The sequence below is a fragment of the Bradyrhizobium sp. CB82 genome, assembly GCF_029714405.1.
Taxonomy (GTDB): Bacteria; Pseudomonadota; Alphaproteobacteria; order Rhizobiales; family Xanthobacteraceae; genus Bradyrhizobium.
In genome coordinates this window covers 3,717,591-3,733,988 of record NZ_CP121650.1, presented here as the reverse complement: position 1 = coordinate 3,733,988, position 16,398 = coordinate 3,717,591, and the positions used below count along the sequence as shown (strand labels likewise).

The window sequence follows — 16,398 nt, the reverse complement described above, 5'->3', positions numbered from 1 at the left end:
AAAAAGTTGACGTCACGATCCGAATAGAGAAGTCGGAGCAAAATCGAATGGACGAGATCGTCGACGCTCTCAAGGTGAGCGGGCTCGGCGATGTGGAAAGCCATAAGCGGTTCATGATTGTCAACGGTAGCGTCAACGCAGATGGCCTTGACGAACTCCGCAAAGTGAAGGGCGTTGCGTCGGTTCGTCAAGATAGCACCTATAAGACGCAGGAGCGCTGAGAAGCACCCGCGTTGCGCTTCCCCTATGTTCGGGCTGCTCGACCACGTGTGTGACGTAGTTGGGCGATTTCGGTGCTCAGCGACGCCGGCGCTATTCGCGAATGCGAGCAGCACGGCTGGATGCAGAACTGCGAAAGATCCGCATGCCCGCGGGAGCGCATTCCAGATCGCTCGGACGGATCCGCCAGCCGGCACGTTCATCGAAATGGCTGCTGCCGAGTTCGCCAAGGTGCTGGACTCGATCAGTGATACCTGTCCCCTGCCCAGCGACGGATCGAAGCCGACTTGGGACCGTTCTGAACGTCTGGATCGGTTTTGGCGGCTGTGAAGGGCCGACTGGACGGTGGAAAACTCCGCCACTCGCATGAAGGCCGCATCCCATTCCTTCGGGGTTCAGCCTCGTTATCGTCACGCCCCCGTCGCCGGATAGGCGACATCGACACCATGCGCCGGTGCCTCCATTCTTCTTAATCACCGCTCCTCCACTTGCCGGTAGTGTGCGGAAAGTTCTGCAAAAGCTGAGAGGCTAAAGCGGTCATGGTAAGTCCGGTGATTGCGAAGATCACCGCTCGTAGAGGAGCAAGGACCACCATGACCGTGACGAAGATTAGGACGGATGTATCTGCGGTCAAACGACTTTTGGCCTCGGATAAGGAGTTCCTCAAGCCGCTGATTCAGGCCGCTGTGCAGGAGACGCTCGAAGCCGAGATGACAGAGACGCTGGCCGCGGAGAAAGGGGAGCGGACCGGGGGACGGCTCGGCTATCGCTCCGGCTACTATCCACGTGCGCTGATCACCCGGGTCGGCAAGATCGAGCTGCGGGTGCCGCAGGATCGCCAGGGCCGGTTCTCGACTGAGCTGTTCGAGCGCTATCAGCGCTCGGAGAAGGCGCTGGTGGCCGCGCTGGCTGAGATGTACGTGCAGGGCGTCTCGACGCGGAAGGTCAAGCAGGTCACCGAGGAGCTGGTGGGGCATGCGTTCTCGGCTTCGGCGATCAGCGCCATCAACAAGCGGCTGGATACCTCGCTGAAAGCGTTCTGCGAACGCAAGCTGAAGGAGCCATTTCCCTATCTGATCCTGGACGCCCGGTACGAGCGCGTGCGGGACAATGGGATCATTGCCAGCCAGGCGGTGCTGATCGCGATCGGGATCGACTGGGAAGGCCGCCGCCAGGTGCTCGCGGTCGAGCTCGCCAACCGGGAGAGCCGATCGAGCTGGAAAGAGTTTTTGGAAGCCCTGAAGGCCCGCGGCCTGCATGGTGTCGAGTTCGTCGTCTCCGATGATCATCCCGGCTTGAAGAAGGCGATCGCCGAAGTCCTCGCCGGGGTGTTTTGGCAGCGCTGCTATGTGCACTTCCTGCGCAATGCACTCGACTATGTGCCGCGCAAGGTCGACGACGATTGCTGCTGGAGCTCCGCTGGATGTATGACCGACGCGACCTCGGCGAGGTGCGGCGCGATCTGGCGGCCTGGCTCGGCAAATGGGGCGGCAAGTATCCCAAGCTCACCGGCTGGGTCGAGGAGAACATCGAGGAGACCTTGACCTGCTTCCGGCTGCCTAAGCACATGAAGTCGACCAATATGCTGGAGCGTCTCAACGAGGAGATCAGGCGACGCACCTACGTCGTGAGAATCTTCCCCCACGCCGAGAGCTGTTTAAGGCTGGTGCGGGCGCTGACCGTCGAGCGCCACGAGGCTTGGCTCGAAGACCACCGCTATCTGAACATGGATCTGTTGAAAGAGCACAAGAAGGAGGCGCTACGCCAGGCGGCCTGACCACAGGCCCACCAAAGGGATGGACGCCACTCCTCTCCGCCGCCGTCGCTCGCCAACGCTTGCGCTCTGGGTGAGCGAGCGACGGCGGCTCCGAGGGGATGGCTCGCCCGGACCCCATGATCGATTTTGCTGAACTTGATCACAGAACTCACTTGCCGCCCAACGGACTTTGGCTGCGACGGCATCGGGATATCGCACTGAACTCCGAAAATGGAACTTTCGGATATGGCGCTTTGGGTCCCCTCCTGTAGGGCTCCAAGGTCAGGACGCACTCAACTAACGCCGGAAGGTTCTCGGCGGTCAGTTGTGTGGAGGGATAGCGGTCGAACTCTCGTTGCGGCTACCTACCCAGAAGCTCGCGAGCCCCCAAGCATTCGTGCTTCCGGGCGGGAGACGGTCCCCACTGGAGCACCGGCTGAACAATATGAGTGCCATTCGCATCCTGCAGTCCATTGAACAAATAGATCGTCTGACCGTTTGCGACGGTCGGCGCTACCGGCTCGGTCCACTGGGTTATGAACGAGACGACCGGATGTGAGTATTGGTTTGTCCAACTAGACCAGGACCGCCATCCCCCCGCCTCCGCCGCCACTTCGACCGCCGGCTCCTGGTCGATGGACGCCCAAGCGTCGCTCTTGAGTGTCCGCATTTCCCAACCGCGGTCAGTCTGGCGTACGCGCGTTCCGCCCTCAACTTGCCGAACTTGCGATCCTCTCTGTGGCCCTTTTGAAGTGAAAAAGACATCATTCATCGACTGATCCTACGCGACGTCGTCACCTAAGAGGACGTATCCCCGACAGCTGGGTTGTTAGCTGATTGATATTGATCTGCTCAATGAGACGATCTGCTTTCAGCCTTCCAGACGCCCGAAACGGCGTTCCAGCTTTGTCGCCCCGCGCGAACGCGAAAGTCAGCTTGTCCGTATTGACCTCCGAGAAGGATCCCAGATTGCTTCCAGGTCCGATGAAACTTGTAAGCGTCCAAGTGGGACCACCGTTCACATTCTTCGTAACGACGAAATTGACGTATCCGCCGAAGACGCCGTCGTCGGAAAGCTTCTTGCCCCAATCCACGTGTTGCGAGGTGAAAGCGAGCTCGACCGTTCTTTTAAGACCCAGTTCGCCTGCGAGATTTGTATCGGTCGGCCAGCATTCCGCCAGATCGCCCCCCAACTTCCTCACGGCCTGGGCCTCCTTCTGCAAGGCCCGCATTGAATAATAGAACTTCTGTGTAAAATTTTGCTCTCGCGATTGGCTGAGCGTGCCACCCAATTCGAACGCAAAGGGCGCGTTGACGTATGTCAGCGATGGGCTGAGGCCACCGGTATCGTTGACCGTCAGATTCAACTGGACTGCGACGTCGATGTCGTCACCGAGCAAAGCATCAGAAATTCCGTCACCTCGCTCGATTAGTTGGATCAGCTCGCAAGAGACCCGCCGCGAGATGGAATGTATCGTTGGCCCGTTTTCATTGGCGGGGATATCGAAGTTAGGAACGACCGCCGCGCATCCGGAGAGCAAAAAGGAAGAAAGCGAGATCCAGAGCGAGACGGTTCGCATTCGTACGACCTCACTCATCTCGAACCCTCCCGCAAACTCCTGCAAAAGCCCACCTCGTGTGGCACAGTGTTCACGTCGGGCCTCAGCTCGCCCAGCGCCTCGCAGACCGACCTTTTTCTTGTCTTGCATTGAATGGTGGTTGAGTTCGCCAAGACCTGGCAATCGCACAATGGATCGTTAGCCGCGATCGTCGCCTCCTGCTCGAGTTTTTCGAACGCTGCGTCGATCTCTGCAGACGTTGGCGGCGTCTTACCGAAGTAGTACATCATCGAGTAAAAGCGGCGCTGGATGCCTTTCCACATCTGTCCCCCCAAAAAATGACTTTGTCCAAAGGCAGATATTGGCTGCATCCCAAGCGAGAAACAATGGCCTCACGCCCGCGCTGATCGATTATCCCCCACCGGTCCTGCGCTCAATTCACTTCGCTGCATCGCACTCACGGCTCGGCGAGACCTTCCTCGTCCGCTCAAGGCGGTCCCTTCGTGCGGATGGTACTGCTCGTGGGCAGCCACCCCCGGCCTGCGGCGCGGGCCGCCGGCTGGATGCCGAAATGCTCCTGAAGTCGCGCGGCAAAGCAGCCATTTCGATAAGCCGGCCGACAAACGTGTTCCGGGCGCCTGTCTCGCGCTAGCCGTTGCTACTGGCCCGAAGCAGGCCTGCATATCATCCTGCGCCTTGCGGATTTGGTTAGCTATCGCCTTTGCACGAACAGCTACCGGGTGCCTATCGATGTTGTAATCGTAAGCCGAGAAGCTCTCACTCGAGGTGACCCGCATCGCCGGCACCTGGATAACCACAGAACTCAAGTGAGCACATTGCTGAGTGAACTTCTCCAAGACCGAGTTGCCCATGGTCCGATCAGCTTCAGGAAGCTCGGACATCTTGCTCTGGAGCGTTTTGAGGTATGATTGCCACGGCCTGACCGTTTGCGCAGGTACGCCCTTGTCGTACCAGTCGCCTTGGGTCTCGCCCGTTTCAGGCGAGGGCATCGTCTTCGGGAGATTTCCTGTCTTCCTTGCCATGATCACTTCTCCTTAGACGACACAACAGCGAATTGGGTCACCGCCACGGCCAGGGCGCAAAAGGGGGACTCAAAGCCAGGCTATAGGCCGTTCGAAAGGCGGCATGACCACCAAAATCCTGGCGCTGACCGATGCGGTGGGCAATCTGGTGCGCTTCGTGCTGCTGCCGGGACAGCGCTTCGACACCGTTGGCGTTCCCCCGCTCATCGAGGGGCTGACCTTCGAGGCGCTGATCGACGACAAGGCATTCGACAGCAACGCCATCATCGCCGAACTCGACGCCCGCGGCGCCAAGATCGTCATCTCCCAGCATCCGCGCCGCGCAAGACCTCTCGCCATCGACCAAGAAATGTACAAATGGCGCCATTTGATCGAAAACTTCTTCGGCAAGCTCAAGGAGTTCAAACGCATCGCGCTACGCGCTGACAAAACCGACCAGAGCTTCGCCGCAATGATCCAATCTCGCCGCAGCCGTGATAAACTCCCGATGAATCCAAACAGACCCTAGCCAAGCGCGTGCCGCTCGGCACAGGGATCAGCCGCTCGCTGAATGGGACATCCAAGCTCGCTTTCATCGAGGCTGGCCGCACGGTCGAAACCGAGGTCGAAGTTCCGGGACGCTGCATCTATTGGGTCGCCTTCATCGACAAGAAGCGTCTTCTTGGGGCTGAAGAAGGTCTCGCAGAAAGGCGACTCGCATCGCGCATCGGTTTCCAAAGCACTGCAATGGCGGCGACCATGAATGGCCTGAGGCCAGAGCTGGTACGGAACGATCATCTGTCGAATTTGTATTTGGAATCCTGGGCGATGCAGGCGCTCGTGCTGCTGCACAGGGCCCTGGACGAGGCGGCGCCACGAGGACTCGATGCTCGAATCGGGAAGAGTGCCTTATCCAAAGTGATCGACTTCATGGAGGCAAATGTCGGAGAGGATCTAACTCTGCAGACTATCGCAAAACTGGTCGACCTCAGCCCGAGACAATTGAGACGCGCCTTCGTGGCCGCCACGGGGTCGGCCCGAACGAAATGTTCATGAACATCCGGCTCGAACGCGCCGCGCGGGACCTGCGGGAAAGCGCTAGAAGCGTGATGGAAATATCTTTGGGCTGCGGATTCAGCCACGCGCTGGCGAACTAGGGAGTTCCGACCGCTATGGATAGCGCGGTCCCGTCCTTACCGGTCGCCACAAACTCCTTTCCCTTCCGGAATACTCGCACCGTCAGGGACCGATCCGGAAGAGGAAGTTTTCCGACAGCACTAGATGTCACGACGACCTTACCGTCCGCCTCGCTCGCTCGATAAGTGGTGAGCCGGTAGCCATCCTTCAGATAGTCGAAGCCGTCTCCCGCATCTTCGTAGAGGCTTCCGCTTGCCTTGCCTTGCTCGTCAAGAGAAACGAGTAGCGTGAGCGGATCAAGCGGTTTTTCATCAGTATGTTGCATCGATGGTCCCGTCGGGATGACTGAGCCGGGACGCTGGTAAAGCCGCGGAAGATTGGGGGCGTCAATATCGGTGTTTCCGGGCTTTTCTTCCTCGAGCGGAAGTCCAAATCGATGCCAGTCACTCTTTGGCAGCGTCGGCTCCTTGACAGCAGTGGGATCGACCTGCGCAGCGACCAGAAGATCTGATCCCACCAAGAAGCTGTCATCGACGGATCGTAGCTGCAGATCTTTCGGATCTGCAAAAAACACCGGGCTCATAACGGGCAGCCCGCTGCTGCTGGCTTCGTGAAAAACAGTGTAAAGATAGGGCAACAGCCGATAGCGCCTATCAATCGCAGCGCGGTTACTGCGAACTACATCCGAGCTGAAGGCCCACGGCTCGCGTGCCCAACCAGGAGCTGGCGTTCCCTTTGGGCCGAAATTTCGTTCGTAATGTGCCCGGCTAAATGGATACATAGCACCAATCCCAAACCAACGAGCGAAGAGCTTGGCGTCCTCGTCCTTTGAGAGTGGCTGCTTTTCGTCTTTGGAATACCTGTAACCGCCAATGTCGGCGCCGGCGAATGGCTGCCCCGAGAGCCCCAGATTGAGGATCATCGGAATGGACATTCGCAGATGCTCCCAATTGGCTGTATTGTCGCCCGTCCAAGCCGCGGCATACCGTTGTCCACCAATGTAGTTGGCGCGTGCGAGCACGAACGGACGGTGATCGAGTGCGGCCGAGGCCATCCCCTCACGTGTCGCTCTTGCCATCAGCATTCCGTAAACATTGTGATAGCGGATATGAAGGCCTGCTGCCCGGCCATTTCCCTGCGGATGGCCGTCGTAGCCTGTCAGCGCGGGATCACCGAGGTGACGGTTATCATCCGGCATCGTGTGAGAGGGCACAAACACTGCCGGTTCATTCATGTCGTTCCAGACGCCCTCCACGCCTTTGGCCCGAAAATCCTTGAAGAGAGTTCCCCACCACGTCCGAACAGATGGAGAAGTGAAATCCGGAAACAGTGAATATGTCCTCATGGTCTTGTCAGGATCCTGGATCGGCCATTGGTTACCTCGAAAAGGCCCCTTGCCATCCGCGGCCTTGACCCAAACGTTCTGAGCCACGCCGGTGTCGAACACGGGACTTGCACCGGACGAGGTCTCCGCTCGCACTGCTGGATCGATCATCCAAACATTATGCACCCCAAGAGCCGCCAGATCGCGGTTGAGGTCCGGCGCGTCGGCGAAGGTTTTCGGAGAGAAACTGAAGATCCGATAGTGATCCATGTAATCGATGTCCATGTAGATGGCATCGAGCGGAATGCGCGCCTGTCGCGCCTTAGATGCTTCCGCGAGGACCTTAAGCTCGGGTGTGTAGGAGAAATGGGACTGGTGATATCCGAGGGCCCACTTCGGGGGGAGAGGCATATAACCTGTCAGTTTGGCAAGCTCGCGCAGAACGTCCTGCGGCGAATTCCGGTCAATGACGATCAATGGGAACGGCGTGTCAGAGCGGAAGGTGATATCAGTGGTCGTATCTATGACGACCTTCCGCGTGGTATCGGCCAGCACTCCGTACGCAGATCCATCCGCGCGAACCGCAAGTATCCAAGGATGGGATTCGTAGAGGTTTGTAGCGTGATCGTTGTAGTAGGGATACCCGTAATTATCCATGTTCCACGCGGTGGTGGATTGGCCATTGCGTAGCAGATGACCGAAGACCATGCCGGTCCCGTAAAGTGATGTCCCGGGTTCGATGTGGATCGAAGCTGCGCCTTGGCTGAACTTCGGTACGACTGGGAAGTCCTTCGGCGCCGGGCCAGTACCCGCAAAATCCTTCTGCAAGGCGTAGGATGGTTCGGCTTGTTCGCGTGACTTACTATCCGCAAAGAAGCGCACCACGCCAGTATCGATCGTCTCGTTGAGTTGAGATTCTTTCGGAGGGGCTTGGAGCAGGCCGTAGGCGATTAGTTCAGCCGAGGCGCCGGTCGGGGTGCGGTCCGGATTTTCTGGGGCAAAAGTCGAGAGGTAGACATGGCCGTCAGCGATAGTGGGTGGTGAGAATTTGGCGAAGAACCCGCCCCCATCCTTTTGCCTGTTGGTCCATATCGGTTCGGCGCCAGCTATGTTCGCTGCATCATAAGCTTCAAGTATGCCCGGCACGTTGTGCCGGTTTGCGTCTGCATTCAGGGGTCGCGATGCCCAGAGGATCCCGGTGCCTGGCTGATCGCCATTTGCGGACAGCGAGAGAGAGGCACCTGGCATGCCCATAGCGGCGGTCGTTTTTCCTTCAACAAGTTTTCCGAGCTTGGATTGCTCAAAAGAAAATGCCTTGAGCTTGTCCATCTCGGGCCAGAGGTAAAGCATAGGTCCCTTTGGACCCTTCCAATAGACAGGGGTACCGTGGAGATGGTGCCAGTCGTTTGGACCATGGTAGCGCGGCGGTCCTTTATAGTGAGGTGGCGCAGGCAAAGGCTTCGGCTCGGGCGTAATCCGGATCGCTTGTACAACTGCGGATGCAGTAGTCGCGCGTCCTTGCCCGAGGGCTGACCGCTTCAGGACATACAGGATGCCGTCTTTGCCACCGGTAATCACAAGGTCCTTCACATCCGGTCCGAGCGGCACAGTTGGACCTGACGACCCGAGATCAAGATCCCAGGTGTTCAAGAAATCCGTGTTGTCCGGCGTGAACCAACCATCGAGCTTCATTACGGGCGCGGTCGAAAAATCTAGAACGCTGTTTCCGTAACTACCCGCGATATCGGGGCCGTTACCGGTGACCGTGAGCAGATGCCCGCTCTCGTCCGCCGCCAGCCCCCCGCCCGATTGCCAAATTCCCGCCTGCTGACTCGTCGGCGACGTGCAAAAGATCCAAGGATCCTTTTTCAGGTCATGTGTGTCGAAACCAAATATCCATCCGTGAAATCGCCGGATCGCTTTGTCCTCCACGTCCCCCTGCGACGCAAACGCCACGTAAAGACGGCCATTCAGGAGCAAGAGCGCCGACCTGTTCAGCGCCAAGAATGGATCGAAATCGATAGTCGCACTCCCCGCCGAGGTAACAGTCCCATCCGGCTTGATGTGGGCGTCGATCTTAATCGGGCCGCCGCTCTTTTCGGATCCATCGCGGAGATCCAGCGCGTGAAGGTAGTAGTTATAGGAGGGCTTGCCGTCTTTGACTTCCTTGGATTTCGCGACCACGAATAGGGTTTGGTTCTGAGTGTCGATCACTGGGGTCGAAGTAATTCCAATGTTCGGATAGAGATCATAGTACGGGGGGACATAACTCGGCATGTGATCATGGCTATACGCGCTCACATCGAGACGAGGTATTGGGCTGCCCAGATTGATGTGCCATACGGTCGTTCCCGTGTGGGCGTCGATGCCATAGACGCCATTACTGGAAGTCGCCACATACACCATGCTCCTGGCTGCACCTCCGATCTCGACGGAGGTCACGTAGAGTGGCTGGCCGAATGAGTTGCCGTCCAAGGGAACCGAAAACAGCTTTCCAAAGCTCTTGGTATTGACGTTGGATGTATTGAGAATCGTCTCCTTAAGATTGGCCCCCGTCCGTTGCACATCGTTGTGAAACGTCAAAACGTTCGTGGCGTTCTGAGAAAGGCATGGGCCAGAGATCGCAGCTGTTCCGAGCGTCAGCGCGGCAAACCACAACGTCGCTCTGCGGCACAAACCGACAGGACGGCTAGTCACCCTCGTCGCGAGTAAAAAGTAAGACCGAGTTCGCAGGTACGACCAATGATGCGCTCGCCGAGAATCCATGAAGTCCCCTCCCCTCAGCAAAAATCTGGCCACCATTGCCGACGATCCATGGATTTTCCCAATGATCGTAGGCATCGGAATTGAAGGCTTCGAGCCAGCGGCCCGCACTTGGAAATCCAATTTCGTAGTCGTAGTAAGTTGAATCGCTAAGACTGGAGACAACTACGACATCACGCCCAACCGCCTCGATCCATCGATGAACGGCAATCACGCGATCTTTCTCACACACATAAAACGGTCTTGCCTCGAAGCCTCGAAGGGCGGGATGTCGTCTGCGCTTCTCGACGGCATCCTGCATAAAGTGAAGATGATCCTTCATCGAGCGGTCGCCGCTCTCAAGGCCGGCCCACCAAATATGCAGCGGCGAGTTCGGGACTTCGCTCCACTGCTTATCTTCAAGGAATTCCTGCCCCATGAATATTTGCGGGATTCCGGGCAAAAACAACAGCAGAGCGGAGGCAACCCGAGCGCGGCTGCGCGCATACCAGGAGCGCGCGTTGGAGCCATCGGCCAAAGCAGGAATCCGAAGTTCTTCGCCCTGCTTGACGATGTCGTGGTTCTCAACGCAGGTGACCGCCTTCCAGGGAATAGAAACGGAAGACGGATTGACGTTCGAAGCGACCGCTAAGAGAGGCAAAGGAAAGTTACCCCCATAGGAGGCCTGCTGGATTGCATTCCGCAAACTGGTGCGAAGACCGTCGTGCTGAATCACGTCAAATCCCGCTCCTGCGGGTGGCGTTTCCGTGATGGCAGAGGTGACAGGCCAGTGCTCAGCATTCTGTAGCGCACGAGGCTTCTTCCACCGAACCGTATTTGTAAGATCCTGGCAGAATGCGAAGCCGGTGCTTTGATTCAACCGCAGCAACGCACTGGTCTCATCATACCGAAATCCATCAACATGATATTCGTCGAGATAGTACCCTGCACTGTTGATTAGAAACTGACGGACGTCCCGATTCCATAGGGCGAAGGACAGGCCTCCGGCCATTGGCTGGTCCGTGAAATAGAGAGAATTGTTGTTATTGCTGTCAGTGAAGCGATCGCCGAAATAGATCGCCTCATCATCTCCGATGAAGCCGCCCGCATGATTGTAGACGACATCAAAGATGACCGCTAAACCGTACAAATGGCAAAGGTCTATAAGGACTTTCAGTTGGTTCGGGCCCGGCACGAGATCCGTCGCGCTGGCTAGCGGCTGCTGGCCACGCGCGGTGAGGAGCCTGTTCACCGTCACAAAATGCGAAAGAAGCACTTGCCTGTCATAGACAACATAACCCCAGTCAGGCGAGAAATAGTCCGAGCCGTTGTAGCCCATGGTGGGATCGGTTTCGGCTTCATCGATCGGAAGCAGTTGCAGGACGTTCACGCGAAGCGCAGCCAGATGCTCGATCTTAGATAGTACGTCGAGGAAGGTACCTCTGGCACCAACTGAAGGGGGCGCATAGGCGCCCACATGCAACTGGTAAATGATCATGTCGGAAAAATCAGGCGTCACAAACGCCTGGTCGTGCCAGGTGTAAGATGACGGATCTCGAATGATGCAATTGCAGTGGGGAAATGGCGGATCGATGCTGAGATCCCGGGCGTACGGATCGCGCTTGTATCCGCTACTTCCCATGCCTACGACATAGAACTTGTATAGATCTCCGTCTTTGGCATTGGGTACAAATCCCGTCCAATACCCGCTTTCATCCCGCATGAGATTGTCAGGTTGCGGGTCCCATTGAGCAGCGCCGTTGAACTCACCACACACGTGAACCGCAGTCGCGCGCGGAGCCCAGACCCGAAAGGTCGCGCCCCCTTGGGTGAGCGTGGCACCCATGGGTGTATCTAGACTGATCCAGTCTTGCGAGATCAACTCGTGCTCCTACTTGGAGGCCAAACCAGCTTGCCGCCGATCGAGCCGGCATCAATGAACGAATTAGAAAGAACAGCCGCAAGTAGAACAGGCGATTTCCGGGCGCGCAAGAAAATTCGGACAGATCGAACAGAGCGACAGAGAGCATGACGATGCCTAGGGAAACGGCACCCACTCTGAAAGCGGAGCCAGCGCGGCGCTGTCTGGCGTATCGACGTTCACCGCGACACAGACGGCACGTGGATTGACCGGAGAGTTCCCGGTCTTGGCGACGAATGTCGCTATCTGAACCCGGTAGTACAAGTAGGTCTGGCGACCGTAACGGGTTTGGCCTTTCTCGACCGACATGATCGCCTCTTCATCGGAAAGGGAGGGAGCTAGAGCATCGAGGCAGGCGCGCACAAATCGGGTGTCCATGTCAGCCATGTGTTTGCTTCCTTTTCCAGTCCAGCCGCAGTTTACGGCAAATTCGAGTAGACCAAAACATCACATCCGAAGGCATCTCTGTCGAAACTGCGGGCAAACTGGTGGCGCGAAGATTCGCGAGGTTGGGCGTCGAGGCCGGAACGTCCAGTTTTGAGAGACGCTGCGAACTTCATCACTCGCCAAAGAAATTGCGCTCGGCAGCCGAGGCGCGTGCTTCAACAATGCTAAATCTTTAGTTGAGTGCCCTTTGGGGGGAAGGGATATGCGGGGGACATCAAACCCGGCCGCGATGGGATTTCGCGCGGCTTTGGGAATATTGAGAACGGAGCGCATCATCGCTGTTTCCAATCGAGCGTTACCACCCAGGCATGTGGTTCGGCCGTTATTCTTTGTTGCTCCAGGGGTGCACGACCACGCCTTCAATCGAGACGGAGACGAGGCAAGTACCCGTTTCCGAAATCGTCGAGCGCGTGAAATGCGAAATCAGGCTAGCGACCAAGGGTCGGTTAGCTGATCCCTACTTCGCTTTTCTGAAGAAGTGGGACGCGACGGTCGATCTGACGCTTATCGTCAACGAGCAGTCCGGCCTTAGTCCCGGAGTCTCCGTGATTGAGCCTTTGAAGACCGTCACGTTGGCAGGAAAAGGTACATTTAGTCAGTCCTTCTCGGCCGGCTTAGGCGGCGGTGTCACGGGACAGGCCAATCTGTCGGACACCGTCATTGAACGAACTGGCCTACGTCGATCCCGGGCTAAACAACGCGTACCTGAGAAATCAATATTACCGGATGTGCGTTCCGCCTCAGGGGAACGACCAGAGGTTGTGCAGAAACCTGCACGACAGCTTTGCGTAGGTTGCAATGTGCAAACGCGCAAGTTGTTCGCGGGCGCCTTTTCGCGTATGGTTCCAACCAAAGGCCAAACGGGGCGCGTCATGAACAGGATGCCTGCGTGATCGACGCGAGCCTGGAGCCGACACCCGAGCCTCATGCCGACCTTACACCCTTTCGACCACACCCCACCAGTTCGAACCGATGCACTGGCGCAAAGTTAATGGCGACGTGACTAGCGCCACGGGACGAACTGATGGCGTTCTGAATGGCCGAAGAGAGGCCCCGTTCTATTTGTTCACAGGATGCGGCGACTGCGGCGTCTCGAGTTCCAAGCTATGCGAACTGGACATCTGAAGCGCTCGTACACAATCCAGTACTGATGATGGCCATCCACGGCTACGTAGCGAGTCGCAATCAATCTTGGCTGGATCGGCTTCCGGATCATAGGCTTCTACATTCTTAGCAAGACTCGTGATCATCCTTCGCTCCATTTTTCATACCAAACGGGCCTAGGCGGCGACCGCTTTCGGAAGGTAAGCCTGCCAGCAGTGACTTGCAACTGTGCGCTCGGTCTGTACCCGCGATCACGCTTGTACCGGCGAATTGTTGGCCGGCGCATTATCATACACACTACCAGCTATTGCTTCACTTCATGTTTTTCGAAACCTGACGACAATCCGCACCGGCCCAGTCCTCGAGGCGGCGGTCTCTCGCTATCTCAATTATCAACCACCGTTCTGAGGAAAGCGTTAACGATCAATAGCGGGCTGTTATGGGGTTGGACGGGAATTGGGCACCGACTGCCGCGAAAGGCGATGCAACATCGTGGTCACGACGGCCTGGGCGCTGAGCTGAAGGTCCGCTCGGCGCTTAACAGCTTCCGCGGTCTCACCACAACAGTCGGCGATTTGAGATCCGACAGAGTCAGAAGCAACGGTCACTACGCCGATCACGGCGCCTGTCTTGATCACCAATTCGTTCTGTCCGATGTAGAAGATCGGCAGCGCCAGAACGTATTGCGGGTCAAGACCGGGCAGGGGCTTTGGCCTTATCAGGCTCTTGCTGTCGGGCGCCTTCCCCCAAGCTATTACCTTGTTTTGGAGAAACGCCGCTCCGGCGATGCCTCCTCCCAGAGGTACAGCAAATGATTGTGGCGGTTCGATTGACCATGAGAGGCAGGAGCGCACCGCATGGAGCTCCAAATTGGAGCTATCGTAGACCATGAGGAAGACTGCCTGACGTTCGGATGGGTCAACGCCAGCGAGGTCTTGCATCAACGTTGCGGCAAAGTCCTTAAACAAATTACAGCATTCCCTGTCCACTTCAGCCAGCTTGGGGCTACCGGCCCCGCTTTTCTCGGCTTCGCTGTATTCCCGGATCCGGTCGCGGAAATCACAAAGTATTTTTTGCCGCACAGTGGTGCCGTCGCGTACGGGAACGTCGGCTATGTTGCCCTTGGGTACCTTCCAGCGCAGCTCGTATACGTAGCCGGGCACCGGGTTTTCGATGTCAAGCTCCCAAGCCAATTCCTGCGGGATGTACCGTAGCTTGTGCTGTTCTTCCCCCTGTAAATCGTCGTCGATCTCGAAGTGATCAAAGGTCCTGAACCTGGGATCGGCCGTCGCGGTCTCCATCGCCACATCTGGCAGGAAAGTGAGCGGAAACTCAGGGTACCGAGGAGCTCGGCGGCAGCGAAGCTCTGGATGGACATCGGCGAGGCTGGGCGGCAAAACCAATCGGAACAACAGCCGATCGGCGGGATAAGCAACATAGCGTCGGACACTTTCGTGGTCTCGCCCCTTTAGACGGGCATCAAGTCGTGCCCGCTCGGCAAGCTCCCAGCTGTTCATGGCAATGCTGTTGGTGACGGCATGGTGGATTCGGTAGTCAATAGCTCGCGACGATCCGGGCTCGAGTGGTTGTTTCAGTTGGATCCAGCAATATCCACGCTGACCTTGCGGAACATCGTCCAATGCGTAGAGGTTATTGTCCTCGGCCCGCCACATCAATTCCATGGCATCTTGATATTGTCGATCGAGCTGGATCAGGTCATTAAAGCGTTGCCCATGGGATGGAATGGTTACCAGAAAGGGAAAGCCTTTCACAACTTCCGCGCCATGTAACAATCTGATCTTGCGTACCTCGGTCGTCATATTGACGTTCCCGACAGCATCGATTCGAGTTTCCCAGCGCAGAAGGCCGGCAGTGCGCTTGGTGAGCTCCCGTGCGCGGCTGAATGCGCGCTGTTTGAGCTTAGGAAGTTCCTCCCTGTACGGTTCTTCGTCGTCGCTCCAAATCTCGCCGCGCTCTATGGTGCGTACTGCAAGGCGTCCGTTGGGTTCGGTCTCAAGCAGCCGCAGGGTGTTGTTCGCCTTGTCCTCGTCGGCCTTCGCTGTGCTGCCGGCTGCGAGCACCGTTAAGGGGTACGGATCCGCTCCATCGGTGTTTAGTTCAAGTCGCGCGAACTGAGGTCTATGCTTATGGCCATGTAACACCAGGTCGAACTTGTGGTTCTGGAGCTGCTGGAGAAGGTCTCCGCTGTTGCGAAGCACGAGATAAGGTTCGAGCTTCGCCTCACGAGCAATCGTTCGGAACGACGCAGCGGAAACTGCAATCGGTAGCGGATGATGATGCAGAACGGCTATGCGAAGCAGAACGGCGTCGGTATTTTTTGCTTTACACGTTTTTGGGCACGCCTGGCTCTGCTCCGCTCTGAGACCGTGATCCAATCGTGTGATTTGACTTTGGCCAACCTCGCCAGACGCAAACGCGCGGCCGCGTCCCTTCGCCGGGTTTGAGTCGAAACATACGATTGTGATGCGGCGATGTAAGCTCTCGGTCGGCCAAATACCCCCGTTGCGGCACCTATCGCAGCTTTGGACACGCCCATCGCATGTACTCGCTTTGACGTAGCGGCGGATCCAATTGCCGGGCTTTAGCCCTTTGAGTCTGCGTCTCCACGTCAACTTCTTGCAGTTCTCGTTTAACCCGAGCGAGATGCCAAGCTCGGCTTCGATTTTCTCCTTCGCCTCATTTATATCGCTGAACATAATCCGTTCGAACCATTCCGGGAGGAGGATACGTTCGAGCCACCTCGGCCAAACCCGGAGACGCAAATTTCCCCAAAGCCGGACATCGTGATTACCTGGGACAATGAACAGCTCCGGTTCCGAGGAGCAGCTCGCGCAGACGTCTAACAGTTCGGCCTTTACGGCCATCATTTGAAACGGCCGCGGGTGATCAACGACGTCGCCAGAAACTATAAGGAGATCGGGGTTGAATTCTTGGATCCGCCTGCGCACGTTTCTCCAAACGTCTACGTCAAAGGTCTTGCCGAAGTGGATATCAGAGATGTGCGCGATCTTGGGCATGGAAAGCGATCACTCCTGCCGAGTGGTCGGCTCAGCTGTTGTGGCATCATGGGCCTACATGTCGCCGGTTGTAAAGAGGTCGACTTGACTCGCCGCGGCGCGTTTGGAGCCGCCAGTCAACAGCTTTGC

General features: G+C 57.3%; 9 protein-coding genes and 3 pseudogenes. 5 read left to right on the top strand and 7 right to left on the bottom strand.

Translation table 11 applies throughout. From position 1 onward, the window contains the following. Positions 1-47: 47 nt before the first annotated feature. The 3 genes and pseudogenes from QA640_RS17905 (at position 48) to QA640_RS17895 (ending at position 1,996) form a co-directional block, all read left to right on the top strand. The gene (locus tag QA640_RS17905) at positions 48-221 is read left to right on the top strand and encodes a hypothetical protein (protein ID WP_283041898.1); all 174 of its coding nucleotides are present in this window, start codon (positions 48-50) and stop codon (positions 219-221) included. Positions 222-287: 66 nt separating this feature from the next. Beyond that, positions 288-549 (top strand): annotated as a pseudogene (locus QA640_RS17900) (hypothetical protein). 263 nt (positions 550-812) lie between these two features. Then, positions 813-1,996, top strand: a pseudogene (locus QA640_RS17895) (IS256 family transposase). A gap of 773 nt (positions 1,997-2,769) precedes the next feature. On the opposite strand, the gene QA640_RS17890 reads toward QA640_RS17895, so the two are convergent. The 3 genes from QA640_RS17890 to QA640_RS17880 all read right to left on the bottom strand — a co-directional run bounded on the left by QA640_RS17890 (position 2,770) and on the right by QA640_RS17880 (position 4,577). After that, a complete protein-coding gene (locus tag QA640_RS17890; protein ID WP_283041897.1) occupies positions 2,770-3,573 on the bottom strand; it encodes a hypothetical protein in 804 nt (267 codons plus the stop codon). Continuing rightward, complete coding sequence (locus QA640_RS17885; RefSeq protein WP_283041896.1) at positions 3,570-3,857, bottom strand: hypothetical protein; 288 nt, start codon at positions 3,855-3,857, stop codon at positions 3,570-3,572. The genes QA640_RS17890 and QA640_RS17885 overlap by 4 nt, the downstream gene beginning before the upstream one ends. 69 nt (positions 3,858-3,926) lie before the next feature. Beyond that, positions 3,927-4,577 (bottom strand): hypothetical protein, encoded by a 651-nt coding sequence (locus QA640_RS17880; RefSeq protein WP_283041895.1) that lies wholly within the window; start codon positions 4,575-4,577, stop codon positions 3,927-3,929. Between the two features lie 38 nt (positions 4,578-4,615). Here QA640_RS17880 and QA640_RS17875 point away from each other — a divergent pair. Beyond that, positions 4,616-5,068, top strand: a pseudogene (locus QA640_RS17875) (IS5 family transposase); the annotation flags it as partial. A gap of 25 nt (positions 5,069-5,093) precedes the next feature. Continuing rightward, a complete protein-coding gene (locus QA640_RS17870; protein ID WP_283041894.1) occupies positions 5,094-5,612 on the top strand; it encodes a hypothetical protein in 519 nt (172 codons plus the stop codon). Positions 5,613-5,709: 97 nt separating this feature from the next. Here QA640_RS17870 and QA640_RS17865 read toward each other — a convergent pair whose 3' ends face one another. The 4 genes from QA640_RS17865 to QA640_RS17850 all read right to left on the bottom strand — a co-directional run bounded on the left by QA640_RS17865 (position 5,710) and on the right by QA640_RS17850 (position 16,269). Beyond that, positions 5,710-9,675: a TIM-barrel domain-containing protein gene (locus QA640_RS17865; protein ID WP_283041893.1), complete on the bottom strand. Its 3,966-nt coding sequence runs from the start codon at positions 9,673-9,675 to the stop codon at positions 5,710-5,712. Positions 9,676-9,706: 31 nt separating this feature from the next. Further along, entirely contained in the window at positions 9,707-11,605 is a 1,899-nt protein-coding gene (locus QA640_RS17860) for an alpha amylase C-terminal domain-containing protein (RefSeq protein WP_283041891.1), read from the bottom strand. A 192-nt stretch (positions 11,606-11,797) separates the two neighbouring features. After that, positions 11,798-12,067 (bottom strand): hypothetical protein, encoded by a 270-nt coding sequence (locus tag QA640_RS17855; RefSeq protein WP_283041890.1) that lies wholly within the window; start codon positions 12,065-12,067, stop codon positions 11,798-11,800. A gap of 1,601 nt (positions 12,068-13,668) precedes the next feature. After that, positions 13,669-16,269 carry a metallophosphoesterase gene (locus QA640_RS17850; RefSeq protein WP_283041889.1) on the bottom strand — a complete coding sequence of 867 codons (2,601 nt, stop codon included), beginning with the start codon at positions 16,267-16,269 and terminating at the stop codon, positions 13,669-13,671. Positions 16,270-16,398 lie beyond the last annotated feature (129 nt).